General features: G+C 71.7%; 25 protein-coding genes, 1 tRNA gene and 1 pseudogene. 4 read left to right on the top strand and 23 right to left on the bottom strand.

The features are described from left to right. Window positions 1-31 precede the first annotated feature (31 nt). The 17 genes from FHU33_RS05425 to argS all read right to left on the bottom strand — a co-directional run bounded on the left by FHU33_RS05425 (window position 32) and on the right by argS (window position 17,111). Window positions 32-907: a F0F1 ATP synthase subunit delta gene (locus FHU33_RS05425; protein WP_142024435.1), complete on the bottom strand. Its 876-nt coding sequence runs from the start codon at window positions 905-907 to the stop codon at window positions 32-34. Then, on the bottom strand, window positions 907-1,485 hold the full coding sequence (locus FHU33_RS05420; RefSeq protein WP_142024434.1) for a F0F1 ATP synthase subunit B: 579 nt from the start codon (window positions 1,483-1,485) through the stop codon (window positions 907-909). Before FHU33_RS05420 ends, FHU33_RS05425 begins: the two co-directional genes overlap by 1 nt. A gap of 51 nt (window positions 1,486-1,536) precedes the next feature. Continuing rightward, complete coding sequence (atpE, locus tag FHU33_RS05415; RefSeq protein WP_142024433.1) at window positions 1,537-1,764, bottom strand: ATP synthase F0 subunit C; 228 nt, start codon at window positions 1,762-1,764, stop codon at window positions 1,537-1,539. A 103-nt stretch (window positions 1,765-1,867) separates the two neighbouring features. Continuing rightward, window positions 1,868-2,692 carry a F0F1 ATP synthase subunit A gene (atpB, locus tag FHU33_RS05410; RefSeq protein ID WP_142024432.1) on the bottom strand — a complete coding sequence of 275 codons (825 nt, stop codon included), beginning with the start codon at window positions 2,690-2,692 and terminating at the stop codon, window positions 1,868-1,870. After that, window positions 2,689-2,901: a hypothetical protein gene (locus FHU33_RS05405; RefSeq protein ID WP_246063284.1), complete on the bottom strand. Its 213-nt coding sequence runs from the start codon at window positions 2,899-2,901 to the stop codon at window positions 2,689-2,691. The genes atpB and FHU33_RS05405 overlap by 4 nt, the downstream gene beginning before the upstream one ends. A gap of 130 nt (window positions 2,902-3,031) precedes the next feature. Next, window positions 3,032-3,520: a Cg1360 family ATP-synthase-associated protein gene (locus FHU33_RS05400; RefSeq protein ID WP_142024430.1), complete on the bottom strand. Its 489-nt coding sequence runs from the start codon at window positions 3,518-3,520 to the stop codon at window positions 3,032-3,034. Continuing rightward, entirely contained in the window at window positions 3,517-4,785 is a 1,269-nt protein-coding gene (locus FHU33_RS05395; protein WP_142024429.1) for a glycosyltransferase family 4 protein, read from the bottom strand. Before FHU33_RS05395 ends, FHU33_RS05400 begins: the two co-directional genes overlap by 4 nt. A gap of 401 nt (window positions 4,786-5,186) precedes the next feature. Further along, a complete protein-coding gene (locus tag FHU33_RS05390; RefSeq protein WP_142024428.1) occupies window positions 5,187-5,828 on the bottom strand; it encodes an L-threonylcarbamoyladenylate synthase in 642 nt (213 codons plus the stop codon). 27 nt (window positions 5,829-5,855) lie between these two features. Then, complete coding sequence (gene prmC, locus FHU33_RS05385; protein WP_142024427.1) at window positions 5,856-6,692, bottom strand: peptide chain release factor N(5)-glutamine methyltransferase; 837 nt, start codon at window positions 6,690-6,692, stop codon at window positions 5,856-5,858. 14 nt (window positions 6,693-6,706) lie between these two features. Then, window positions 6,707-7,771 carry a peptide chain release factor 1 gene (prfA, locus tag FHU33_RS05380; RefSeq protein WP_142024426.1) on the bottom strand — a complete coding sequence of 355 codons (1,065 nt, stop codon included), beginning with the start codon at window positions 7,769-7,771 and terminating at the stop codon, window positions 6,707-6,709. Between the two features lie 102 nt (window positions 7,772-7,873). After that, window positions 7,874-8,125, bottom strand: coding sequence for a 50S ribosomal protein L31 (gene rpmE / locus FHU33_RS05375; RefSeq protein ID WP_142024425.1), 252 nt, complete (start codon window positions 8,123-8,125; stop codon window positions 7,874-7,876). Between the two features lie 135 nt (window positions 8,126-8,260). After that, window positions 8,261-10,369, bottom strand: coding sequence for a transcription termination factor Rho (gene rho / locus FHU33_RS05370; protein ID WP_142024424.1), 2,109 nt, complete (start codon window positions 10,367-10,369; stop codon window positions 8,261-8,263). A 245-nt stretch (window positions 10,370-10,614) separates the two neighbouring features. After that, the gene (thrB, locus tag FHU33_RS05365; RefSeq protein WP_246063283.1) at window positions 10,615-11,535 is read right to left on the bottom strand and encodes a homoserine kinase; all 921 of its coding nucleotides are present in this window, start codon (window positions 11,533-11,535) and stop codon (window positions 10,615-10,617) included. Window positions 11,536-11,555: 20 nt separating this feature from the next. Further along, the gene (gene thrC, locus FHU33_RS05360; protein ID WP_211355005.1) at window positions 11,556-12,644 is read right to left on the bottom strand and encodes a threonine synthase; all 1,089 of its coding nucleotides are present in this window, start codon (window positions 12,642-12,644) and stop codon (window positions 11,556-11,558) included. Further along, complete coding sequence (locus tag FHU33_RS05355) at window positions 12,641-13,936, bottom strand: homoserine dehydrogenase (RefSeq protein WP_142024423.1); 1,296 nt, start codon at window positions 13,934-13,936, stop codon at window positions 12,641-12,643. The genes thrC and FHU33_RS05355 overlap by 4 nt, the downstream gene beginning before the upstream one ends. Then, on the bottom strand, window positions 13,927-15,453 hold the full coding sequence (gene lysA / locus FHU33_RS05350) for a diaminopimelate decarboxylase (RefSeq protein ID WP_142024422.1): 1,527 nt from the start codon (window positions 15,451-15,453) through the stop codon (window positions 13,927-13,929). Before lysA ends, FHU33_RS05355 begins: the two co-directional genes overlap by 10 nt. Beyond that, window positions 15,450-17,111 (bottom strand): arginine--tRNA ligase, encoded by a 1,662-nt coding sequence (gene argS, locus FHU33_RS05345; RefSeq protein WP_142024421.1) that lies wholly within the window; start codon window positions 17,109-17,111, stop codon window positions 15,450-15,452. The genes lysA and argS overlap by 4 nt, the downstream gene beginning before the upstream one ends. Window positions 17,112-17,272: 161 nt before the next feature. Here argS and FHU33_RS05340 point away from each other — a divergent pair, with 161 nt between their 5' ends. The 4 genes from FHU33_RS05340 (at window position 17,273) to FHU33_RS05325 (ending at window position 19,508) form a co-directional block, all read left to right on the top strand. Continuing rightward, entirely contained in the window at window positions 17,273-18,019 is a 747-nt protein-coding gene (locus tag FHU33_RS05340; RefSeq protein ID WP_142024420.1) for a thioredoxin-like domain-containing protein, read from the top strand. Between the two features lie 37 nt (window positions 18,020-18,056). After that, window positions 18,057-18,722: a DUF305 domain-containing protein gene (locus FHU33_RS05335; RefSeq protein ID WP_142024419.1), complete on the top strand. Its 666-nt coding sequence runs from the start codon at window positions 18,057-18,059 to the stop codon at window positions 18,720-18,722. A 59-nt stretch (window positions 18,723-18,781) separates the two neighbouring features. After that, window positions 18,782-18,856, top strand: a tRNA-Arg gene (locus FHU33_RS05330). A gap of 205 nt (window positions 18,857-19,061) precedes the next feature. Next, window positions 19,062-19,508: a hypothetical protein gene (locus FHU33_RS05325; protein ID WP_142024418.1), complete on the top strand. Its 447-nt coding sequence runs from the start codon at window positions 19,062-19,064 to the stop codon at window positions 19,506-19,508. A 27-nt stretch (window positions 19,509-19,535) separates the two neighbouring features. On the opposite strand, the pseudogene FHU33_RS26455 reads toward FHU33_RS05325, so the two are convergent. The 6 genes and pseudogenes from FHU33_RS26455 to FHU33_RS05290 all read right to left on the bottom strand — a co-directional run. Continuing rightward, window positions 19,536-20,594, bottom strand: a pseudogene (locus FHU33_RS26455) (recombinase family protein); the annotation flags it as partial. Beyond that, the gene (locus FHU33_RS05310) at window positions 20,591-21,226 is read right to left on the bottom strand and encodes an ImmA/IrrE family metallo-endopeptidase (RefSeq protein WP_170182330.1); all 636 of its coding nucleotides are present in this window, start codon (window positions 21,224-21,226) and stop codon (window positions 20,591-20,593) included. The pseudogene FHU33_RS26455 and the gene FHU33_RS05310, both read right to left, overlap by 4 nt. A 72-nt stretch (window positions 21,227-21,298) precedes the next feature. Beyond that, window positions 21,299-21,676 carry a helix-turn-helix domain-containing protein gene (locus FHU33_RS05305; protein WP_142024416.1) on the bottom strand — a complete coding sequence of 126 codons (378 nt, stop codon included), beginning with the start codon at window positions 21,674-21,676 and terminating at the stop codon, window positions 21,299-21,301. Window positions 21,677-21,908: 232 nt separating this feature from the next. Then, complete coding sequence (locus tag FHU33_RS05300) at window positions 21,909-22,232, bottom strand: hypothetical protein (RefSeq protein ID WP_142024415.1); 324 nt, start codon at window positions 22,230-22,232, stop codon at window positions 21,909-21,911. 110 nt (window positions 22,233-22,342) lie between these two features. After that, entirely contained in the window at window positions 22,343-22,681 is a 339-nt protein-coding gene (locus tag FHU33_RS24830; RefSeq protein ID WP_170182329.1) for an antirestriction protein ArdA, read from the bottom strand. 41 nt (window positions 22,682-22,722) lie between these two features. Then, complete coding sequence (locus tag FHU33_RS05290; RefSeq protein ID WP_211355004.1) at window positions 22,723-23,679, bottom strand: DNA-methyltransferase; 957 nt, start codon at window positions 23,677-23,679, stop codon at window positions 22,723-22,725. Between the last annotated feature and the right edge of the window lie 12 nt (window positions 23,680-23,691).

Here is a 23,691-nt window from a genome sequence, read left to right as displayed (position 1 = left end):
GTGGTGTCTGGGTGGTCGGTCGGTGGGGCGGTCAGCCGGCCAGGCGCCGCTCGGCGGCTTCCAGGCGGTGGGCGATGCTGCCGTCGATGACCTCATCGCCCACCTGGACGATCAGGCCGCCGAGCACGCCCGGGTCGACGGAGACCTGCAGATTGACGGTCCGCCCGTAGATCCGGCGGAGCACCTCGGTCAGCCGCTGCTCCTGGGCGTCGGTGAGCGGCACGGCGGTCGTGACGCGGGCCACGGACTGGCCCCGGCGCCGGCTGGCCACCTCGGAGAGCCGCTCGACGGCGTTCTCCGCGCTGCCGACGTGGGGACCGGTGAGCACGTTGCGCAGCAGCTGCTCGGTGACCGGGCTGACCCGTCCCGAGAGCAGCCGGTCCAGCAGCGCGCTCTTGCCCTCGGCCGGGGCCTTGCGGTCGCTGAGGATGCGGCCCAGCTCGCGGTCACCGGCGACGATGCGGCCGAAGCGGAACAGCTCGTCCTCGACGGTGTCGAGCTCCCCGCGGGCGTCCGCCGCGTCCAACGACGCCTCGGTCGCCAGTGCGGCGAAGGCGTCGACGAGGTCGATGGGGTGGGACCAGCGCTGGCGCGCGACGGTCTCCACCATGTCCAGGGCCGTCGACGACACCTTCGAGCCGAAGAGCCGCTGGGCAAGGGCCGCCCGGTCCTCCGGACGGCCCGCCGGGTCCGACAGTGCCCGGCGCAGCGAGAGCTGGCCGTTCAGCAGCCGGCCGACGGCGAACAGCTCGTCGGCCAGGGCCAGCAGCTCAGGTCCCGACGCAGCCCGCGCGGGCTGCCCGGTCAGCCGGTCCTTCGCCTTCTCCAGGACGCCGGAGGCCGGACGACTCAGCTGGTCCAGGCGCTCGCGCGCCTCGGCCAGTGCCGCCCGGCTGGAGGCCTCCATCAACGGTGGCTCCCCGAGACGCTGGTCGCCCCACCGGTCCGTCCGTCCGGGCTGCCGGCCGCCATGCCGTCGAGCTCGGCGAGGAAGCGGTCGACCGTGCCGCTGCGCCGGGCGTCGTCGGCGAGGGACTCGCCCACGACCTGACCCGCCAGCTGGACGGCGAGCGTGCCGATCTGGCCACGCAGCTCGTTGACCACCTGCTGGCGCGCGCTTGCCAGCTGCTCCTCGCCGCGGGCGACGATGCGCGCCGATTCCTCCTGCGCCTGGCTGCGCAGCCCCTCGAGGATCTGCTGCCCCTCGGCACGGGCCTGGTCGCGGATCTGTGCGGCCTCGTTGCGCGCCTCGGCCAGCTGGGCGCGGTACTGCTCCAGCGCGGCCTTGGCCTCGGCCTGCATGGCCTCGGCCCGCTCGATGCCGCCCTCGATCGCCTCGCGCCGGGCCTGGAAGACCTGCTCGAAGCGCGGTGCGACGAACTTGAACATCACGAACAGCACGATCGCGAAGGCGATCAGTCCGATGATGATCTCGCCCACGGGCGGGAGGAGCGGATTGGCGCTCTCCGCAGCGAGGATGCTCATGCTCTCAGTGTCCCTGTCTCAGAGTCGGTCACCGTACTCAGACGGTACGGATCAGGTGCCGTAGACGAAGGGGACGACGAAGCCGATCAGCGCGAGCGCCTCGGAGAGCGCGAACCCCAGGAAGGCATAGGTACGGGTGAGGCCGGCGGACTCGGGCTGCCGGGCGGTCGCCTGGATGTAGGCGGCCCAGACGATGCCCACACCGATGCCGGGGCCGATGGCGGCGAGACCGTAGCCGATCGAGCCGACGCTGCCGGTCAGTTCTGCGAGAACGTCCATTGCGGGGTGTTCCTCCTCTGTCGTCGCCCGGCGGTCGCCGGGCGGCTGGCGGGGTCGTGCGGGTGGTGCGGTTCAGGGGTGTGACGTTCGTGTAGCGGTTCGCTCAGTGCTCGGCCTCGATCGAACCGTTGAGGTACGTGCCCATCAGCACGGTGAAGACGTAGGCCTGCAGGAAGATGACCAGCAACTCGAAGAAGGTCATCACGATCGCCATCAGCGCGGAGACCGGCCCGAAGACGATCGAGAAGTTGTCCCGGCTGAACAGGTAGACCGCGCCGAGGGAGAAGACGACCAGCAGCATGTGGCCGGCGAACATGTTGGCGAAGAGTCGAACCGCCAACGTGAACGGTCGCACGATGAAGTTCTGGAGGATCTCGATCGGGGTGACCAGGATGTACATCGGCTTGGGCACGCCGGGAAGGAAGAGGATGTCCTTGAAGTACTTCCCGACTCCCTGCTCGCGGATTCCGATGTAGATGTAGAGGACCCAGCAGATCGCGGCGAGCACCAGCGGGAAGGCGAACTTCGACATCGGCGAGATCTGCGCGAACGGGATGATCGCCATCAGGTTGTTCGCGAGGATGAAGAAGAACAGCGAGGCAAGGAACGGGGCGAACGGCAGGCCCCTGGGCCCCACCACGTCACGCGCGATGCCGTCGCGCACCAGCGAGTAACCCGACTCCCCCACGAACTGCAGCTTGCCGGGGACGATCTGCGGGTTGCGCACCGTGGCCACGAGGAAAGCGATCATCGCCAGCGTCGCCACCCAGAGGATGAGGGTGATCCGGGTGATCTCGAAGTCGATGCCGAGCAGCGAGAAACTGGCGATCACCTCGGGGTAGAACTCGCCGAGTCCGGGGGCCTGGAAGCCGTCGCCCGATCCTTCGGCAGCGAGCACGCCGTCGAGCGCGAGGGCGCTGGGGGTCACCGTTGTCCCTTCTGCGTCCTGGGCCGGCTCCGTCGTCCGCCCGGGGTGTTTCCTGCTGACCACTGACCCGGGGCCGGGTCGATGGCTCCGTACCGGGCGACCACCAGGTAGATCGCCACAGCCATGCCGAGGATGACGCCGACCGGGAAGAACACTCGCGTGTCCCACCACTGGTCGAGCAGCCACCCGGCCCCGCCCCACACGGCCATTCCGGAGATCATCGTCCCGATGACCGCGTAACCGGTCTCGGCACCGCTGCCCTGCCGGGGCGGACGTGCAGGTCGAGGTCGAGCCTCTCCACGAGCAGGGCTGTCCTCGGCCATCGGGTCGGACACTATCTCAGCCGCCTGACGCGGGCTTTTCCGGGTCCGGGCGGGGCGTCCCCGAGGCCGTGGGCGGCGCGGGGGGCGGCACGTAGTAGAGCTGGCGCGTCCACACCCACCGGAGCTGGACCAGGCTCCACAGCAGTGCCCCTACGACGACGGTCCACGCGAGCGTCCGACGGTCCAGCCAGCCGTCCTCCGGCAGCGCATTCAGCACGCCGAAGAGGACGACCGCCTTGACGAAGAACATGCCCAGGGCGGCGGGGAGGGTGAAGGTGTCGTCGATCCGGCCGGCCCACGCGATGACCACGCCGGACACCGCGAAGAAGGCCGTAACGATCGCGGCGCCGATGAGTACTCCCACGGCGTCCGGCCAGCCGCCGACCACGCCGGTGACCAGCGCCCCGACGAGTGCAGCCACTGCGGTGACCGAGGCGCCGACCCGGAGGAAGGAGATGTCCCAGGGTGCGTCACCCCGGGTGGGGCGCGGTCCTGCAACAGTCATCGGAGGGCCTTTCGGGTGTCAGGAGTACGTGGCGTCGTCCTGGCGGTTCCCTCGCCGGGACGAGGCGGTCGCCCGGCGGCGTGCGCCCGGACGGCGCGGGCCGTGGGGTGCTCGGCGCGGCTGCGCTCGCGCTGCGCGGCCAGCTCCGCCGCCCGCGCCTCCCGCGCGGCCCGGCGGGCGCGCGGACTGAGCACGACCACGACGCCCACCACCAGCAGGACGGCGATCGCCACGACCAGCTCCGCCTGACCGCCGGTGATCGACAGGCCCACGGCGCCGAAGGACAGCAGCGCCGCCCAGAAGTACATGACCAGCACCGCACGCCGGTGCGAGTGGCCGATCGAGAGCAGCCGGTGGTGCAGGTGCATCTTGTCCGGCGAGAACGGTGACTGACCCTTGCGGGTGCGCCGGACGACGGCCATCAGCAGGTCGACGAACGGGATGAACAGGATCGCGATCGGGACCAGCAGCGGTAGCGCCAGCGGCAGCAGGGTGGCCGCCGAGTCGAAGGACTGGGGGTCCACCCCGCCGGTCGCCGTGACCGCCGCCGCCGAGAGCATCAGGCCGACGAGCATCGAGCCGGAGTCGCCCATGAAGATCCGCGCCGGACTGAAGTTGTGCGGCAGGAAGCCGATGCAGGCGCCGGCGAGAACCGCGGTGATCAGCGCCGGGGCGCTGGCCACGTCGTCGTAGCCGACCATCCCGAGGTGGTAGCTGTAGGCGAAGAAGGCCAGCGCCGCGATGGCGGAGACGCCGGCCGCGAGACCGTCGAGACCGTCGATGAAGTTCAGCGCGTTCACCGTCGCGACCGTCAGCAGGATCGTCAGCGGCACACCGATGTCGGGACCGAGCGAGATCGTGCCGATGTCGGCGACCGGCAGGAACAGGAAGGCCAACTGCACGCCCAGCAGGACCATGACCCCCGCGGCCGCGATCTGACCGGTCAATTTCGTCAGCGCGTCCAGGCCCCACCGGTCGTCGAGGACGCCGAGCAGGCAGATCAGCCCGCCCGCGACGAGGACCGCGATCGTCTGGGAGTCCTCGAACGTCCGCTGCAGCGCCGGCAGCCGCGTGGCGACCAGGATGGCCGCGGCCACGCCGAGGTACATCGCGACGCCGCCGCCGCGGGGGGTGGGGATGACGTGCACGTCCCGCTCGCGTGGGGCCGCCATCATCCGCGCCCGGATGGCGACCATGCGCACCACCGGGGTGGTCAGGAAGGTGACCAGCGCGGCGGTGAGGAGGACGACGGCGTACTCGCGCACGGGATCAGGTGGCGCTGATCGGGCAGTGACGGGCGACGGACCGCCTACGGGCATCGGCGACGACGGCGCGGTGGCTGGAGGACGGCGCGCTCATCTCCGACCCCCACTCCGTCGAACTCGCTGCGGCTGCCCGCGGTGCCCCGGCTAGGACGTGCGGCGATCCCCCACTATGACACTGCGATCCTCCGGATCGCGCCGCGGCCATGACATGGCAGTCCTCCGGACTGCACCGCGGCCACGACATGGCAGTCCTCAGGACTGCACCGCGGCCACGTGCCGTACCCCTCGCGCGCTGAGCCGCTGCCGTCCGCTCCTCGGGGAGCCCTCCGGGCCCCCGCTCGTCGGGACCCCAGGCCTGCGAGCCGCCGCTCCGCGGACCCTCCGGGCCCACTCGCGTCGGCTCAGTCGGTGATGTTCGGGACGACGTCGCGCAGGCGGTCGACGCTGATGGCGCCGATCCGGAGCACGCGCGGCACCGGACCGGTGCAGTCGACGATGGTGCTGGCCGCCGAGCCCTCCCGCGCGCCGCCGTCCAGGACGACGGCCGCGTGGCTTCCCAGCTGCTCCACCGCCTGACCCGCCGTCGTCGCGGCCGGCCGCCCGGAACGGTTGGCGCTGGAGACGGCGAGGGGTCCCGTCTTCCGCAACAGGTCGCGGGCGACGTCGTCGTCCGGGAGCCGGACGGCGACGGTGCCCTGGGCGTCGCCGAGGTCCCAGGCCAGGGAGGGTGCGTGCTCGAGCACCAGGGTCAGGCCGCCGGGCCAGAACGCCTGGGCCAGCTCGTGGGCCGCGGGCGGCAGGTTCACCACGAGACCGGCCAGGGTGGAGGCCTCGCCGATCAGGACGGGGACCGGCATCGTGCGGCCGCGGTTCTTCGCGGCCAGCAGCCCGGTGACCGCAGCCGGCGTGAACGCGTCGGCCGCGACGCCGTAGACCGTGTCGGTCGGGATCAGGACGAGCTCACCGCGGGCGATGGCGGCAGCCGCGGCGTCGAGCCCGGCGGCGCGCTGCTCCGGATCGGCGCAGTCGAAGAGGTCAGCCACGGACAGGGAGTCTCCCCCACGACCGGATCACACCCGGCGGGCGGTGGTGAACCGGGGGCGCCCGGCCAGGTCGAGGTGGTCCTGGACGTTGGCGAAGCCGCCGTGCGCCCGGACCAGCGCGGGCAGCGAGCCGCCCTGCTGGTCGGCGTGCTCGATGCCGAGCCAGGCCCCGGTACGCAGCAGCCGCGCGGCGGTGACCAGGAGCCCGCGGACGACGTCCAGGCCGTCGGGACCGCCCCAGAGCGCCAGCGGCGGGTCGTGGTCGGCCACCTCGCGGGGCACGCGGGCGCCGTCGGGCACGTAGGGCGGGTTGGACACCACGAGGTCGACGGTGCCGTCCAGCTCCGGTAGCAGCGTGGGGTCGGTCATGTCGCCCGCGAGAACCTCGACCGGCGTGTCCCCCGCCGCGGCCCGGACGGCGGCGTTGTGCCGGGTCCACTCGATCGCACCGGGGTCGCGCTCGACGGCGGTGACGCGCGCACCGCGGTGCTCGTGCGCGATCGACAGGGCGAGCGCCCCGGAGCCCGCGCCGAGGTCGACGACGAGGGGTTCGGCGGCACCGGCCAGCCGCTCGAGCGCCCAGCCGGCGAGCTGCTCGGTCTCCGGCCGGGGGACGAACACCCCGGGCCCGACCGCCAGCTCCAGGAAGCGGAACGGCGCACGACCGGTGAGGTGCTGCAGGGGCACCCGGTCGGCCCGCTGCTCGACGAGCCTTCCGAACCGGGCGGCGTCGTCGTCCGTCACCTCGTCGAGGGTGAGCAGCCGGCGGCGCGGGACGCCGAGGACGTGGGCGAGCAGCAGCTCGGCGTCCACACGAGCGGACTCGACACCGCGGTCGGTCAGCCGGCGGACGGCGGCGGTCATCAGTGGCCTGATGTTCAGGAGCCGGCCGCCAGCAGCTCCGCGGTGTGCGCGGCCACCAGTGCGTCGATCACCGCATCGAGGTCACCATCGATCACCTGGTCGAGGTTGTGCGCCTTGTAGCCGACGCGGTGGTCGGCGATCCGGTTCTCCGGGAAGTTGTAGGTGCGCACCCGCTCGCTGCGGTCCATGGTCCGGACCTGGCTGCGCCGCTGGTCGCTGGCGAGGGCGTCGGCCTCCTCGCGGGCGGCGGCCAGCAGTCGCGAGCGCAGCACCCGCAGCGCGGACTCCCGGTTCTGCAGCTGGCTCTTCTCGTTCTGCGAGCTGACCACGATGCCGCTGGGCAGGTGGGTGATGCGGACGGCGGAGTCGGTGGTGTTCACGCTCTGCCCACCGGGACCCGACGACCGGAAGACGTCGATGCGCAGGTCGTTCGGGTCGACGGTGACGTCGACCTCCTCGGCCTCGGGCAGCACGAGGACGCCCGCAGCGGAGGTGTGGATGCGGCCCTGCGACTCGGTGACCGGCACCCGCTGCACCCGGTGGACGCCGCCCTCGAACTTCAGCCGGGACCAGATCCCCTCGTCGCCGCGCGACTTGATGGCGACCGCGACGTCCTTGTAGCCGCCGAGCTCGGCGTCGACGGCGTCGAGCACCTCGGTCGACCAGCCGCGGCGCTCGGCGTAGCGCAGGTACATGCGCAGCAGGTCGCCGGCGAACAGTGCCGACTCGGCCCCACCCTCCCCCGCCTTGATCTCGAGGATGACGTCCTTGTCGTCGTCGGGGTCCCGGGGCAGGAGCTGTTCGCGCAGCCGGTCGGTGAGCTCCTCGACCCGCTGCTCCAGCGAGGCGGCCTCGGCCGCGAACGACGCGTCCTCACCCGCCAGCTCGCGCGCCGTCGCCAGGTCGCCGCGTGTCTCGTCCAGTGCCCGGGCGGTCTCCACGAGCGGAGCGAGCTGGGCGTAGCGGCGGCCCAGGCGCCGGGCCCGGGACTGGTCGGCGTGCACCGCCGGATCGGCGAGCTCGCGCTCCAGGGAGGCGTGCTCGTCGAGCAGCGCCGAGAGGCGGTCGGGGGCGCTCATCGGTGGACTCCTCTCGGACGGACACGCCGGGACACGGCTGCGGACATGACGACGGCGCCCGCCCCGCCCCGGGTGGGGGCGGCACGGGCGCCGTCGGAGGAGCTACTTGCCGGCGGCCTCGGAACCGGCCGTCTCGGCACCGGCGGGGGCACGCTTGCCGAACCGCTTCTCGAAGCGGGCGACGCGGCCACCGGTGTCGAGGATCTTCTGCTTGCCGGTGTAGAAGGGGTGGCACGCCGAGCAGACCTCGACGGTCAGCTGACCGGTCGGGGACGTGCTGCGCGTCTGAAACGTGTTGCCGCAGCCACAGGTCACCGTGGTGACGTTGTAGGCCGGGTGGATGTCGCTCTTCATGCCTGCGCCTCTTCCGAGAAGTCTGTCGTGTTCGTGTGGTCGAACGCCGGCGGGCCGATGGTCATTCCGCGCCGCCGGCGGGGCTCAGTCGGCCAGTCTCCCAGAAGGAGACCGGCCGACCGCACCGGGGTTCGTTCAGTCGTTCGTCGGCCCGAGCGTCGTCTTCTGGATCTGCATGAGGAACTCGACGTTGTTGCGCGTCTTCTTCAGCTTGTCCAGGAGCAGTTCCAGGGCCTGCTGCGGCTCGAGCGCGGCGAGCACCCGGCGCAGCTTGATGACGATCGCCAGCTCGTCGGGGTTCATCAGGATCTCTTCCTTGCGGGTGCCCGACGCGTTCACGTCGACCGCCGGGAAGACCCGCTTGTCCGCCAGGCGGCGGTCGAGCTTGATCTCGGCGTTACCGGTGCCCTTGAACTCCTCGAAGATGACCGTGTCCATCGTGGAGCCGGTCTCGACCAGCGCCGAGGCGATGATCGTGAGCGAGCCGCCGTTCTCGATGTTGCGGGCCGCGCCGAGGAAGCGCTTGGGCGGGTAGAGCGCCGTGGAGTCGACACCACCGGAGAGGATGCGCCCGCTGGCAGGGGCCGCCAGGTTGTAGGCGCGGCCCAGGCGGGTGATCGAGTCCAGCAGGACGACGACGTCGTGGCCCATCTCGACCAGGCGCTTGGCCCGCTCGATGGAGAGCTCGGCGACCGTCGTGTGGTCGGCCGGCGGCCGGTCGAAGGTGGAGGCGATGACCTCGCCCTTCACCGAGCGCTGCATGTCGGTGACCTCTTCGGGCCGCTCGTCGACCAGGACGACCATCAGGTGGCACTCGGGGTTGTTGGTCGTGATCGCGTTGGCCAGCGCCTGCAGGACCATCGTCTTTCCGGCCTTCGGCGGGCTGACGATCAGGGCGCGCTGACCCTTGCCGATCGGCATGACCAGGTCGAGGACCCGGGTGGTCAGCACGTGCGGCTCGGTCTCCAGCCGCAGGCGCTCCTGCGGGTAGAGCGGGGTCAGCTTGGTGAACTCGGCACGGTTCTTCGCCTGGTCGGGCTCGAGCCCGTTGACGGTGTCCAGCCGGACGAGCGCGTTGTACTTGTCCTTGCGCTCGCCCTCACGCGGCTGGCGGACGGCGCCGGTGATGGCGTCGCCGCGGCGCAGGCCGTAGCGGCGAACCTGCGACAGCGAGACGTACACGTCGTTCGGGCCGGTCAGGTACCCCGAGGTCCGGACGAACGCGTAGTTGTCGAGGACGTCGAGGATGCCCGCGACGGGGAGCAGGACGTCGTCCTCGCTGACCGTCGGCTCGCCCTGGTCGTAGCGGTCGCGGCCGCCACCGGAGTTGCCGCCGCGCTTGTTGCGGTCCCGGTAGCGACGGCCGCGGCGACCTCGGCCACCCTCGAAGTCGTCGTCGTCGTCATCGTTGGTGTTGGTCCGGCCGTCGTTGCGGTTGTCGTTCCGGTTGTCCGGACGTCCGCCCCGGTCGTTGCGGTCGCCGCGGTCGGGACCACGGTTGCCGTCACGGGTGCCGCCGTCGCGGGCGCCGCCGTCGCGAGCGCTGCCGCCGTCACGGTTACCCCCGTCGCGGGCGCCGCCGCCGTCACGGTTGCCGCCGTCACGGTTGTTGCCACCGTCGCGGGGAGCAGCGTCGCGGGGGGCTCCGTCACGGTCGCCGCGGTTACGGCCACGGTCGCGGCTGCGCTGGGGGCGGTCCCCCTCGGTGCGCTGGTCGCCGTCGGCGGGGGCGTCGTCGGTGGAGGGCGCGGCCGGAGCGGCGGACTCGATGGCAGCGGGGATCTCGGTCGTCTCGCCTGCGGGGGCCGCATCGGCCGACGGCGAGCCGGCGGGGCGGCTGGCGCCACGACGCGTGCGGGTGGGACGTACCGCCTCGGGCGTCTCGGTCGCGCCGGTCAGCGGGCCGCCGTTGGCGCCACCGCTGACGGGGGCCTCCAGGGGCGCGGACGTCGCCGCGACGCCACGGGCCTCGGGGACGCGGGCCGCGGGCGCGCCGCCGGCCGGGGCGTCGCCGCCGCCCACCTGGCGGGCGGAGATGGCGGCGACGAGGTCGCCCTTGCGCATCCGGCCGGTGCCGGAGATGCCCAGCTCGCCGGCGAGCCGTTGCAGCTCGGGCAGCAGCATCCCCGACAGTCCGTTGCCGCGGCGACGGGGGCTGCCCGTCGTCCCAGAAGCGGCAGTCGCCTCGGTCGGGCCGGCAGCGTCCTGCGTACCGGTCACCTCGAGGTCGGTGGTTTCACTCACGTACAGGTCCTTCCCTGCGGTGACCTGCGCGTTGCAGCGCAGGGGGTGCCCCGGTCCCCGGAGGTCCGGCCCGGAGGCGGGAACGCAGAAGGGATCGGGTCGAAAGATGCGAGGCGGATCAGCGGCGAAGAGAGATCGTCTGCTTCGGCCCCGCGCGAGGCTCACCCGAGTGGGCGGCTACGCCGTGAGCCTAGACGCAGCTCACAGACCGTGACAACACCGGTGGGTCCGGCGTGTGTTCCTCGTTACCGAGACGATACCTGAGGGTTTTCATCGAGCACGCGCGCCCCGTGCACGTCCACCTCCAGCGGGAGGACCGTCCAGCTCGGTGGGGCCAGTTCACCGATGGTCCGGAGGTGGTCCGCGGTGGAGGGGTCGCCCCCGGCGCCGGACGACCCCTGGGCGAGGACGAGCAGGCTCGGGCCCGCGCCGGAGACCACGGCGGGCAGCCCCTGCCCGCGCAGCGCGTCGAGCAGCGCGAGCGACTCCGGCATCGCGGCGGCCCGCTGCCGCTGGTGCAGCCGGTCCTCGGTCGCCTCGAGCAGGAGGCCGGGCTCGCGGGTCAGCGCGTGCACGAGGAGCGCGGCCCGGCCGGCTGCATGCGCGGCGTCGCCGTGCGGAACGACGTCGGGCAGCAGGCCCCGGGCCACGTGCGTGGACAGCGTGTCGCCGGGGACGAGGACGACGGGCGTGACGGTGGCGTCGACCTCCAGCCGGTCGGCACGGGCGCCGTCCGGCGTCATCCACGACAGCGTGGCGCCCCCGAGCAGACAGGCGGCGACGTTGTCGGGATGCCCTTCCAGCTCCGTGGTCAGCCGGAGGACGGCGTCGAGGTCGATCGCCTCGACGTCGGGGCACAGCGCCCAGGCACCCAGCACCCCCGCGACGACGGCCGCGGCGGAGGAACCCATCCCCCGCCCCTGCGGGATGCCGTTCTCCGCGACGACGCGCAGCCCCGGCGGCGTCCAGCCGAGGCCGGCAGAGGCCGCCCGGAACGCGCGGACGACGAGGTGCGACTCGTCGGCCGGCAGCTCCCCGGCGCCGACGCCGGAGACCGACACCTCGAGGCCGGACGGGAGGACGGCGAACTCGAGGACGTCGTGGCAGGTCAGCGCCAGGCCGGCGCAGTCGAACGCCGGCCCGAGGTTCGCGCTGGTGGCGGGCACACGGACCCGCACCGCATGGCTCACAATCCGAGCTGGGCGGCGGCGGCCGCCGCGTCCACGGGAATGGTGACCGGGGCCGGCGCGCCCGAGATCGCCCACTCGGGATCCTTGAGCCCGTTGCCCGTGACGGTGCAGACGATGCGCTGCCCGGGCTCCAGCTCACCGGCTGCGGCGACCTGCAGCAGCCCGGCGACCGAGGCCGCCGACGCCGGCTCGACGAAGACCGCAACGCTTCGGGCCAGCAGCCGGTAGGCGGCCAGGATCGCGCGGTCGGTGACGGCGTCGATGCGGCCGCCGGACTCGTCGCGTGCGGCCAGGGCCTTGGTCCACGACGCCGGGTTGCCGATCCGGATGGCGGTGGCGATCGTGCTCGGGTTCTCCACGACCTGACCGCTGACGATCGGCGCGGCACCGGCGGCCTGGAAGCCCCACATGCGCGGGGTGCGCGAGGCGGGGCCGGGGGCGTCGGAGTCGGCGCAGTACTCGCGGTAGCCCTGCCAGTAGGCGGTGATGTTGCCGGCGTTCCCGACCGGCAGGCAGTGGATGTCGGGGGCGTCGCCCAGGACGTCGACGATCTCGAAGGACGCGGTCTTCTGTCCCTCGATGCGGTACTGGTTGACGCTGTTGACCAGGCTGACCGGGTAGTCGATCGCGAGCTTGCTGGCCAGTGCCAGGCAGTCGTCGAAGTTGCCCTCGACCTGGAGCAGCTGCGCGCCGTGCACCAGCGCCTGGGCCAGCTTGCCCATCGCGATCTTGCCCTGCGGCACGAGCACCGCGCAGGTGAGCCCGGCGCGGGCGGCGTAGGCCGCGGCGCTCGCGCTGGTGTTCCCCGTCGAGGCGCAGATGACCGCCTTCGCCCCCTCCTCGACGGCCTTGGTGATCGCCATCGTCATGCCGCGGTCCTTGAAGGAGCCGGTCGGGTTGGCGCCCTCGACCTTGAGGAACACCTCGCAGCCGGTGCGACGGGAGAGCTCCGGCGCCGGGAGCAGCGGGGTCGCGCCCTCCTGGAGCGTCACCACCGGGGTGTCGTCGCTCACCGGCAGGCGGGAGCGGTAGGCCTCGATCAGCCCCGGCCAGCCGGGCGACACCGTCGTCCCCGAGACGCTCATGACAACCCCTCCACGCGCAGCACGCTCGTGACCCCCCGCACGGCGGGCATGTCCCGCAGCGCGGCGATGGTGGCAGACAGCGCGGCGTCGGGGGCGCTGTGGGTGACGATCACCAGCGTGGCCGCATCGCCGTGCCCGTCCTGGCGGACGGTGGCGATGCTCACCTCGTGCCGGGCGAACTCCTGCGCGACGGTCGCCAGCACGCCCGGCTTGTCGGCCACGTCGAGGCTGACGTGGTAGCGGGTCGGGGTGTCGGCGATGGGCCGGACGTCGAGGTTGGCGTATCCGGTCGGCCCCTGGCCCGAGGCCCCGGCCAGCCGGTTGCGCGCGACGGCCACGAGGTCGCCGAGGACGGCGCTGGCCGTCGGCTCTCCGCCTGCGCCCTGCCCGTAGAACATCAGCTGCCCGGCCGCCTCGGCCTCGACGAACACCGCGTTGAACGCGCCGCCGACCGACGCCAGCGGGTGCGTGGTCGGGATCATCGCGGGGTGCACGCGGACGGCGACCGAGTCGCCGTTCCCGTTCTCCACCCGCTCGCAGATGGCCAGCAGCTTGACCGTGCAGCCGATCTCGGCGGCCCGCGCGACGTCGGTGGCCGACACCGCCGAGATGCCCTCGCGGTAGACGTCGGCGGCCGACACGGGGGTGTGGAAGGCCAGCGAGGCGAGGATCGCCGCCTTGGCCGCGGCGTCGAACCCGTCGACGTCGGCGGTCGGATCGGCCTCGGCGTACCCGAGCTCGGTGGCCTCGGCGAGCGCCTCGGCGAAGCCGGCGCCGGTCTCGGCCATGCGGGACAGGATGTAGTTCGTGGTCCCGTTGACGATGCCGACCACGCGGCGGAGCTGGTCGCCGGCCAGCGACTCGCGCAGCGGTCGCAGCAGCGGGATGGCGCCGGCGACCGCGGCCTCGTAGTAGAGGTCGACGCCGGACTTCGCCGCGGCGGCGTGCAGGGCCGGCCCGTCGTCGGCCAGCAGGGCCTTGTTGGCGCTGACCACCGACTTGCCCGCCTCGAAGGCGGCCAGGATCAGCGTCCGGGCCGGCTCGATGCCACCGATCACCTCGACGACGAGGTCGACGTCGTCGCGGCTGACCAGGGCCTGGGCGTCGGTGGTGAGCAGGTGCTGCGGGACGTCGGGGTGGTGGGCCGGACGGCGCACCGCGATGCCGGCCACCTCGACGGGGCGCCCGACGCGGGCGGCGAGGTCGTCGGCCTGTTCGTCGATCAGGCGCAGGACGGCGCTGCCGACGGTCCCGCAGCCGAGCAGGGCAACCTTCAAGGGCTTCACGACCATGCCTTCTCATCGACTCGCGAGCTCGCCGAGCCAGCTCCCACGGGGTGTTCGGGCGCCGGCTGGGAGGGCGCCGGCGAGGGCGCGGGCGAGCCCGCGAGGACGGCGTCGAGGGCGAACACGTCGGAGAGCGTCTGACGCCGCACGATCTCTTCCGCCCCGCCGTCCCGCACGGCGACCACCGGCGGCTTCAGCAGGTAGTTGTAGTTGCTGGCCATCGACCAGCAGTAGGCGCCCGTGGCGGCGACCGCGAGCAGGTCGCCGGGCTGCACGTCCGATGGCAGCCACAGGTCGCGGACGAGGATGTCGCCGCTCTCGCAGTGCTTGCCCACCACGCGGCAGAGCGCCGGCGGGGCCTCGGAGGTCCGGTTGGCCAGGACGCAGGTGTAGCTCGCGTCGTAGAGGGCGGTACGGATGTTGTCGCTCATGCCGCCGTCGACGGAGACGTAGTTGCGCACCATCGGCGTGCCGGGGGCACCGCTGGCGCCCAGGCGGACCGGCTTGATCGTGCCGATCTCGTACAGGGTGACGGTGCCCGGCCCGGCGATGGCCCGGCCGGGCTCGACGGCCAGGCGGGGCACCGGCAGCCCGAGGGCAGCGCACTCCGCGGCGACGACCGACCGCAGCCGGACGGCGACGTCCGCCGGGGTGACCGGGTCGTCCTCGGCCAGGTAGGCGATGCCGAACCCTCCGCCGAGGTTCAGCTCCCCCAGCAGCTCGCCGGTGGCCTGCTGCACCTGGCCGAGCAGCCCGACGATCCGGTGGGCGGCGGCCTCGAAGCCGGCGGTGTCGAAGATCTGCGAGCCGATGTGGCTGTGCAGCCCGGTGAGCAGCAGTGCCGGCTCCCGGATCACCCGGACGGCAGCCGCCAGCGCGTCACCGGTGGCCAGGGAGAAGCCGAACTTCTGGTCCTCGTGCGCGGTGGCGATGAACTCGTGGGTGTGGGCCTCGATGCCCACCGTCGCGCGGATCAGCACGGGCACCGGCGCACCGCCCGCGGCCACCCGCGCCTCGGCCAGCGGGACGAGCCGGTCGATCTCGTCGAAGGAGTCCAGCACGATGTGCCCGATCCCCGAGTCGACGGCCAGGCGGAGCTCCACCAGCGACTTGTTGTTGCCGTGCAGCGCGATCCGCTCGGCGGGGAAGCCTGCGGCCAGCGCCAGGGCGAGCTCGTTGCCGCTGCAGGCGTCCAGGTGCAGGCCGTCCTCGGCGATCCAGCGGGCCACCTGCCCGCAGAGGAATGCCTTCGAGGCGTAGTGCACGTCGGCGTCGGCGAACGCGGTCGCGAAGTCGGCGGCCCGGCCACGGAAGTCGCCCTCGTCGAGGACGAACAGCGGGGTGCCGTGCTCGCGGGCCAGCTCGGTGACCGGGCGTCCGCCCACGTGCAACTCGCCGTCGACCCGCTCGGCCGAGCGTGGCCAGACGTGCGGGTCCAGGACGCCGAGGTCGCTCGGCGGCGCACCCGCGGCGGTCGGCTGCTGGATGTTGCCGTGCAGCGGTCCCGCAGGGTGCGCCCTCACATCCGCTCCGGGGCGGAGACACCGAGGACGTCGAGGCCGTTGCGCAGCACGGTCGCCGTGGCCGCGCACAGCCAGAGCCGCGCGGTGGTCAGCGCCGTGGCCTCCTCATCGCCGCGGGGCAGCACGCGGCAGGAGTCGTAGAACCGGTGGTAGGTACCGGCCAGCTCCTCCAGGTAGCGCGCGACCCGGTGCGGCGCCCGCAGCTCGGCGGCTGCCGTCAGCACCCGGGGGAACTCGCCGATCGCCCGGAGCAGGTCGCTCTCCCGCTCGTGCACCAGCTGGGTGACGTCGACGTCCCTGGCCTCTCCCAGGGCCAGGCCCAGGTCGGTGGCGTTGCGCAGCACCGAGGAGATCCGGGCGTGCGCGTACTGGACGTAGAAGACCGGGTTGTCGTTGGTCTTCCGCGTCCACTGGTCGACGTCCACGTCGATCTGCTGGTCGACGGATGCCCGGGCCAGCGCGTACCGGGTCGCGTCGACCCCGATGGCCTCGACGAGGTCGTCGAGGGTGACGACGTTGCCCGCGCGCTTGCTCATCCGCACCGGCTCGCCGTCCCGCAGCAGGTTGACCAGCTGCCCGATGAGGATCTCGAGATGGGCGTCGGGGTCGTCGCCGGTCGCCGCGACGAGTGCCTTGTAGCGGCCCACGTACCCCGAGTGGTCCGAGGCCAGCATGATCACGACGCGATCGAAGCCACGGGCCCGCTTGTCCAGGTAGTAGGCGCAGTCGGCGGCGAAGTAGGTCGGCTCGCCGTCGGCCCTGATGAGTACCCGGTCCTTGTCGTCGCCGAAGTCCGTCGTCCGCAGCCAGACGGCCCCGTCATGCTCGAAGACGTGCCCCTGCTCGCGCAGCCGGGCCACCGCCTTCTCCAGGGCTCCGGACTCGTGCAGGCTCGTCTCGGAGAAGAAGACGTCGAACTCGACGCCGAGCGCGACCAGCGAGCTGCGGATCTCCGCGACCATCAGCTCCACGCCGTGGGCGCGGAACACCGCCAGCTGCTCGTCGGCGGGCCGGTCGAGCAGCCCGGGCTCACGGGCCACGACCTGGCGGGCGATCTCCCCGATGTAGCTCCCGGCGTACCCGTCCTCCGGCACGGGCCTGCCGAGCGCGGCGGCGTGCAAGCTCTTGGCGAACCGGTCGATCTGCGCCCCGGCGTCGTTGAGGTAGAACTCCCGGGTGACGTCGGCACCGCTGGCCTCGAGCAGCCGGCCCAGTGCGTCGCCCACAGCCGCCCAGCGGGTGCCGCCGATGTGGACCGGACCCGTCGGGTTCGACGAGACGAACTCCAGGTTGAGCCTCTGGCCGGCCAGCACCTCGGTTCGCCCGTACGCGGCCCCGGCCGTGACCGCGTCGACCGCGATCCGGCCGAGCGCGCCCTGGGCGAGGGTGATGTTGAGGAAGCCGGGGCCGGCGACGTCGACCGCCGCGATGCCGGGCTGCGCGGCGAGGTCGCCGGCCAGCAGCTCGGCCACCTCGCGCGGCGGCCGGCCGGCGGCCTTGGCCAGCCGGAGGGCGATGTTGGTGGCGTAGTCGCCGTGCGCCCGGTTCTTCGGGCGCTCGACCACGACCTCGTCGGGCACCTCGACCGCGAGGGCGCCACGGTCGACGGCCGCGGCCACGACGGTCCGGACGACGTTCCGCAGCTGCTCAGGTGTCACCGCACGAGCGTACTGACCGGCCTCGGCTGCCCCGTCGACCCGCCCGGCCACAGGATTCTCACGCTCACAGGGTCTGCACAGGGCCCCGACCTAGACTCGTCCGGCGAGGGCCGTCCGTGCCCGCATCCCCCGTAAGCGTCACGTCAGCATGAGGAGAGGCCTTGGCCAAGGACCGCAAGCCCGCGAGCGGCAACGGCAGGCCTGCCGGCAAGGGCGCCACGGCCGGCAAGGGCGGACGCACCCGTCCGGCGGCCAACGTCGTCGCCCCGCAGCGGCCCTGGGGCCTTATCGCCGGCGCCCTCGCCGTGGTGGTGTTCGCCGCCGCGGTCATCACCTACGCCGTGGTCCAGGTGAACGAGTCCAACGCCAACCGGGTCGAGGCGGTCGACGAGATCGACGGGGTCCAGGTCTACGACGACCTGTCCGCGGAGCACGTCACCACTCCGGTCGACTACGAGCAGTCGCCGCCGGTGGGTGGTCCGCACGCCCCGCCCCCGGACTGGGCCGACTGCACGGGCACGGTCTACGACGTCGACATCCGGCACGAGAACGCCGTGCACAGCCTCGAGCACGGCGCCGTCTGGATCACCTACGACCCCGAGGCTCTCTCGCAGGACGAGATCGACACCCTTGCCGCGCTCGTCGAGGACGAGTCCGGGCGGATGCTGTCCCCCGTCGAGGGGCTGGACTCACCCATCTCCCTCCAGTCGTGGGGCCACCAGCTCAAGGTCGACAGCGTCGACGACATCCGCATCAAGCAGTTCGCCGACTTCCTCACGCTGAACGCCGAGTTCACTCCTGAGCCCGGTGCCAGCTGCGAGAACCCCACGTTCGCCGCGGACCCGCTGCTCGAGGAGCCCGACGGCGCGACGGGCACCGAGGCGCCGGCCGAGACGGCCGCCCCCTGACCCGCTGCCAGAGCACCGGACGACACCGAGGAGGACCGTGACCACGGCCGACGAACCGACATCGACCCGGAGTCCTCTGCGGGTGGTCCTGCTGGCGGTCATCGCCGTCGGGCTGGTCCTGCTGGGCGGCGGGCTGGCAGTGGCGCTGGGCCTCGGCCGGGACGACGCAGCCGAGCCCAGTGCGGTCGACGTCGGGTTCTCCCGGGACATGGCGCTCCACCACCTGCAGGGCGTCGAGATGGCGAACGCCGCCCTCGACCGCAGCGAGGACCCCGCCGTCCGCGGACTGGCGTTCGACATCGGGACGACGCAGACGAACCAGGTCGGCCGCATGCAGGGCTGGCTGTCCCTCTGGGGCTACTCCCCGACCGGCGGTGAGGTCATGGGCTGGATGGACCACGCGGGCGGGCACTCCGGCCACGCCATGGACGTGGACACCGCAGTCATGCCCGGGATGGCGACGGAGGAAGAGCTCGCCCAGCTCCGGTCGCTGTCGGGAAACGCCTTCGACGTGGAGTTCCTCCGGCTCATGATCCGCCACCACCAGGGTGGCCTGGGCATGGCCGAGTACGCCGAGGAGAACGCCGAGACCGACGTCGTGCGCAACCTCGCGAATGCGATCGCCGAGTCGCAGACGGCCGAGACGACGCTGATGGCCGACATGCTGGCGGCGCGCGGCGGCACCCCGCTGCCGGCCCCCTGAGGGCCTGCGTCCGGACGTCGTCCGGCGGCTGATAGCGTTCGTCCCGCACGAACGGACGAGCCCCCGTAGCTCAGGGGATAGAGCACTGCCCTCCGGAGGCAGGGGCGCAGGTTCGAATCCTGCCGGGGGCACCAACGTGTGTTGTTTCCAACCTGCGCCGCATGACCAATGCGGCGCAGGTTGTTTCGTTGTGCCCCGTGGTGGCCGGACCGGCGAGGTCCGGATGAGGCGGAGGTCCTCGGCCGTCCAGGCGCCCGGCGACGTGTCCAGGCCGTCATCGGATGTCTCCACCGGCCCTTCGGCCGCCGTGTCGGCGTCGTCCGTGCCCGTCTGGACCTCGTGAACGACCTCCGGCCCGATGAGAGTGCGGAAGGGTTCGGCGAGGACGGCGCTGATCCCCTCGTCGGAGAAAAAGATCTGCTCGAAAAAGGCCTGGTTGTAGAGCCGGCGGACACTGTCGCTGGCCCGGCGGTAAGCCTCGTGGCAGTCGCTGAGCAAGTCGAGGGCCAGTGTCAGGCTCTCCTCAACGGTTTCCGCGGCCTCCGATGCGCGCTGCAGCCGGTCCTCGATGTGGGCCAGCTGCGCGGCGATGCGGTCCTGTTCGACCTTCAACAGGTCGACCGGGACGGCACCGGCGTAGTGGGCCTGCAGCAGCTTGGCCCGTTCGTTGATCAGGCGCTGCCGCTGCGTGGTGAGCGCGCCGTGCTCGCGTTCGGCCGCGGCACGGGAGGTGGCGAGCTCGTCGCGGAGGAAGCGCTCGATCTGCTCCCGCAGCTCGGCAGGTAGTTCAACGTCGGCGTAGAAGTCCTCGACGCGCTCCTCCACGGCCGCGATGAGCAGCGCCTTCTGGGTGCAGCCAGTCCGCTTCTGGTGTCGGCCGAGGCACATGAAGTACGGGTAGCTGGCGCCGTAGCGGTTTGTCGACAGGTTGACCACAAAGCGGCTACCGCAGGTGCCGCAGAAGACGGTCGATTTCAGGTAGTGCGGGTGGGCCCGCTGCTTCTCCCCCACCCGGTGCGTCGACAGCACGGTTTGCACCCGCTGCCAAGTCACCTCATCGATCAGCGGGGTGTGCCGGCCGGGGTAGCTGGCGCCGCGCCAGATGACTTCGCCCTTGTAGTAGGGGCTGGTCAGGATCTTGTGGACGATGTTCGGCCGGACCGGCCGGCTGGGCTGCGCCGGGGTGGCGACGGTGCGCAGGCCGCGGACTTCCAATTCAGCAGCCAGCTTGAGGAGCGTCCAGTTGCCGGTGGCGTAGGCCCGGTAGGCCCAGGTGATCAGCGGGCCGCGCTCAGGGTCGACTGCGATGGTGCGGACCTCGCGACCCTCGTCGTTGACGGCCCGGACGTTGCGGTAGCCGAGCGGCGCCCGGTTCGGCGTGCCGCCGGTGCGAGCCTTCTGGCTCATGCCCTTGACGACCTCGTTGGCCAGGTTGCGCGAGTAGAACTCGGCGATGGTGCTCATGATCCCGTGCAGCAGCATGCCGCTGGGCGTCTCGTCGATGTTCTCGGTAGCCGACACCAGCGTCACCCCGGCCTCCTGCAGTGCCAGGTTGATCTCGACGTCGTCGATGCGGTTGCGGGCCAGCCGGTCGACCTTGTGGACGACGACGAAGGCGACCGGGTTTTCCAAGACGTACGCCAGCATCCGCTGTAGCTCCGGCCGGTGAGCCGAGCGGGCGGACTCGCCCCGATCCACGAACTCGGCGGTGATGACCGCGCCGAGGGCTTCGGCCTTACGGCGATTGGCGTCCCGCTGCGCCGGGATCGAATAGCCCTCGGGGTCGCCGTCGCGCTCGGCCTGCTCCTTGGTGGAGACACGCAGGTAGGAGACGGCTGCCGCCTGCGGGAGTGAGTCAGTCTGGGACGTCATGCCGCTACCTCAGTCGCTTCGGTATTGGACGGGGAGATGTCATCTGGATGCTCATGCGGCCGGCCCGTGCGCGTGGCGGGGTCAATCAGGCCGAGCTGGATGAGTCGGCTTCGCGTCGCGCTGGGCGGCGCGTCGCAGCGGGTAGCCAGGGCTGCGATCGCGGGCGTGCCGGCGGCCCAGGCCTCCCGCACCAGCCGCTTGGGCAGCAGGGCGCAGGTGGCGAAGTGATCGGCGATCTGCTCGGCCAGTTGGTCAGTGCAGAGCTGGTGCTGGTCGAGGCCGATTGGCAGGAGGCCCGGGCCGCCGAAGTCGAGGATGTGTTTGAACTCGTGCAGCAGGGTGAAGCGACGCTGCGCCGCCGAGTCGGTGGGATTGAGGCGGATAACCCACTGACGGGCCGCGGGGTCCCAGTGGCTGGCGCCGGCAAGTGGCAGTTGCGGATCGTCGACGATCCGGATCTGCGGCAGATCCGTGATGACGCGGCAGGAGACGGGCAGCGCGGTTACACCAGCGAGCTCCAGCAGCCGCCGGGCTTGCAGTTCGGCCAGATGCATCGCTTCGGAGAAGCGCAGGGGCCGGTTAGGAACGAGCTGACGGAGTTTGGTCAAGACGTTGAGCGGGTTGTGGTTCACCGGTGATGATTGATAACGCATCTTGCTTTCCTCCTCTCTCGTTAGGTCTCCGGCCGCGTTATGGCGTCCGGCTCATGTCTCGTCCTCTTTCGCCGCCGGACCACTGGTGCCGTAGTCGCGGGCGATCCGGTCGAAGTAGCGCTCCATTTCGATGACCGCCGCCTCTGGAAGTTCCGGGTAGCGCTCCCGGAGGTATGGCACGAGATGCGGCAGCTCGCGGTGCATCGGGAAGCCGGCATGGTCGAGGACGCTGGCCAAACTGAGGTGAAGCGTGCTGGCGATCCGGCTCAGTAGCTCGATGTTGGGCGACCCGACCGTGCCGCGCTCCAGCCGGCTGATCTGCGAGGAGTTGACCCCGACGGCCGCTGCGAGCTCGCGCGTCGATAGTTTGGCGTCTTCGCGCGCCGCGCGGAGCCGGGCGCCCAGTTCGTGGCTTCTCGTGGTCAACATGTCGCAATACTTTCCTGTGCCATTTCTTTTAATTCTATCGGATTAGTTGCAAAAACGCATCACTGTCGGACAATTTCACAACGCCTCTTTCGCCGAGCAAAGCCTTTCCTTACTGCATTTAGTGTTGCGCGGCGGGGACGATCAGAGTGGCGGCCGAGTAGCTGCCAACATCTGTCGCCCCGCCGCGGTGGTGCACCGACACGGTCAGGTCGACCGTGAACCCGTAGAAGGGTCAGTCGGCCGGCCCGCTCCGTCGACCCTTCGGGCTGCCCTCAGCCGCTCCTGCCGACTTCGGCTTGAGCAGGCTGGCGATGGCGGCCCGCCGGGCTTCGACCTCGCGCTCGATGTCCTCGAGCGCCCCAGTCGCCTGGGCGGTGAAGTCGGGATCGGACGTAGCGCCGGCGATGTGCGCCTCGATGGCTCGCCGGATCTCATCGGTGATGGTGCTGCCGCGCAGCTGGGCAACCAGGCTCAGCTGGGCGTGCATGTCCGGCTCCAACCGGATGGCGAGCGTCTTGACGCCGCCGCGGGTGGAACCGTTGTCGGCCAGGGACATTGCGGCCTCCTCGGTGCTGGGGCGCTTCGACGAGCGTGCTGGATGCCCGCTCTCTTGGATCGAAGGGCCCGGGGCAGCGACGAAGCCGTGGGCACCTGCCAGCCCCGGTCTCACTCGCCCGCGGCGTAGCTGTGTCTGTCGAAAACGAACGTGCCGCCGCCTTCGGGTGCCTCGAAGACGTAGAAGTGGCCGGCGCGTTCGAAGTCTCGGACGACGGCCTCGCCGTCGAGCCGGATGTAGGCCCGGAGCCAGTCGGGGAGCCTGGCCAGGCGGCCGTCGGCGCCCAGGCGAGCCAGCAGCTCCTCCCCGAAGGCCTCCCGGTCGGTGTAGTGGCCGAGGTAGCTCTCCCGGAACCGGCTCTCGTCCTGGGTGCCCGTCCAGTACTGGAAGGCGTACCAGGCGGTCTGCAGCTCCTCACGCTTCTCTCGTTGTTGGGTCTCAAGGCTCACGTCACCTCCTTTCGTTACTTGTTTCCGGACCGGTCGGTGCGCTACGGCGGCGAGCGGCTTCGCTTCGGGCGCTCGGCCCCGGCGGCCCGAATCCGCTGCTCGGCTTCGGCGGCGAAGGCGCGGTTCAGTTCGATACCGAGCCAGTCGCGGCCGAGTCGATTGGCGGCGACGGCCGTGGTGCCCGAGCCAAGGAACGGGTCGAGTACCAGTCCCGGCCGGCTGGGTGCCTGGCACTGGCAGGCCGCCGTCCCGGCCGTCCACGGGGAGCTGCACTCGCTGCAGACGGCCTCCGGGCAGGCGGCGCAGATGACCCGTTCAACCAGCGTCAGCGGGGAGGTGGCGTGGTGCGACCCATGCCTTCGACCGCTGGCAATGCGCCAGACGTCGCCGGGGTTCTTGCCTCGCTGGTGGCCGGTTCGTCCGGACCTTCGCATCCCGGCCAAACCACTGCGACCGACGGCGTTCGGGCCGCGCCATGTGTCCGGCGTGTGTGGTGCTGATGCCGGTCGCCGTGGCGCCTGCGCATGGCTGGTGTGCGGCTGCCGGATGGCGTCGAGGTCGAAGAAGTAGCGCGGATGGCGCGTCAGGAAGAAGACGACTTCCCAGGTGGCAGCCAGCCGGTCGCGGACTGGGCTCGGTACCGGGTTGCTCTTACTCCAGACGATCTTGTTGCGGACCAGCCAGCCGTCGGCCTGCAGCGCCAGCAGCAGCCGTTCCGGACCGAGCAGCAGGCTCTTACGGGTGGCGCCCTCGCGCGGATGGGTGGCGTAGCTGTCGCCGAGGTTGAGCCACAGGCTGCCGGTCGGCGTCAGCAGCCGGGCCACCTCCCGGTTGACGCCGCGCAGGTTCTTGACCCACTCCTCGATGTCGCCTTCCAGCCCGAGTTGGCCGTCGACGCCGTAGTCGCGCAGCCGGAAGTACGGCGGGCTGGTCAGGACTATGTCGACGCTCCTGTCGGGCAGATGCGCCAGGAGTTCCGTCGCGTCACCGACGAGCACGCGGTTGACGAG

The organism is Blastococcus colisei (assembly GCF_006717095.1).
Taxonomy (GTDB): Bacteria; Actinomycetota; Actinomycetes; order Mycobacteriales; family Geodermatophilaceae; genus Blastococcus_B; species Blastococcus_B colisei.
This window is presented reverse-complemented; position numbering and strand designations above follow the sequence as displayed.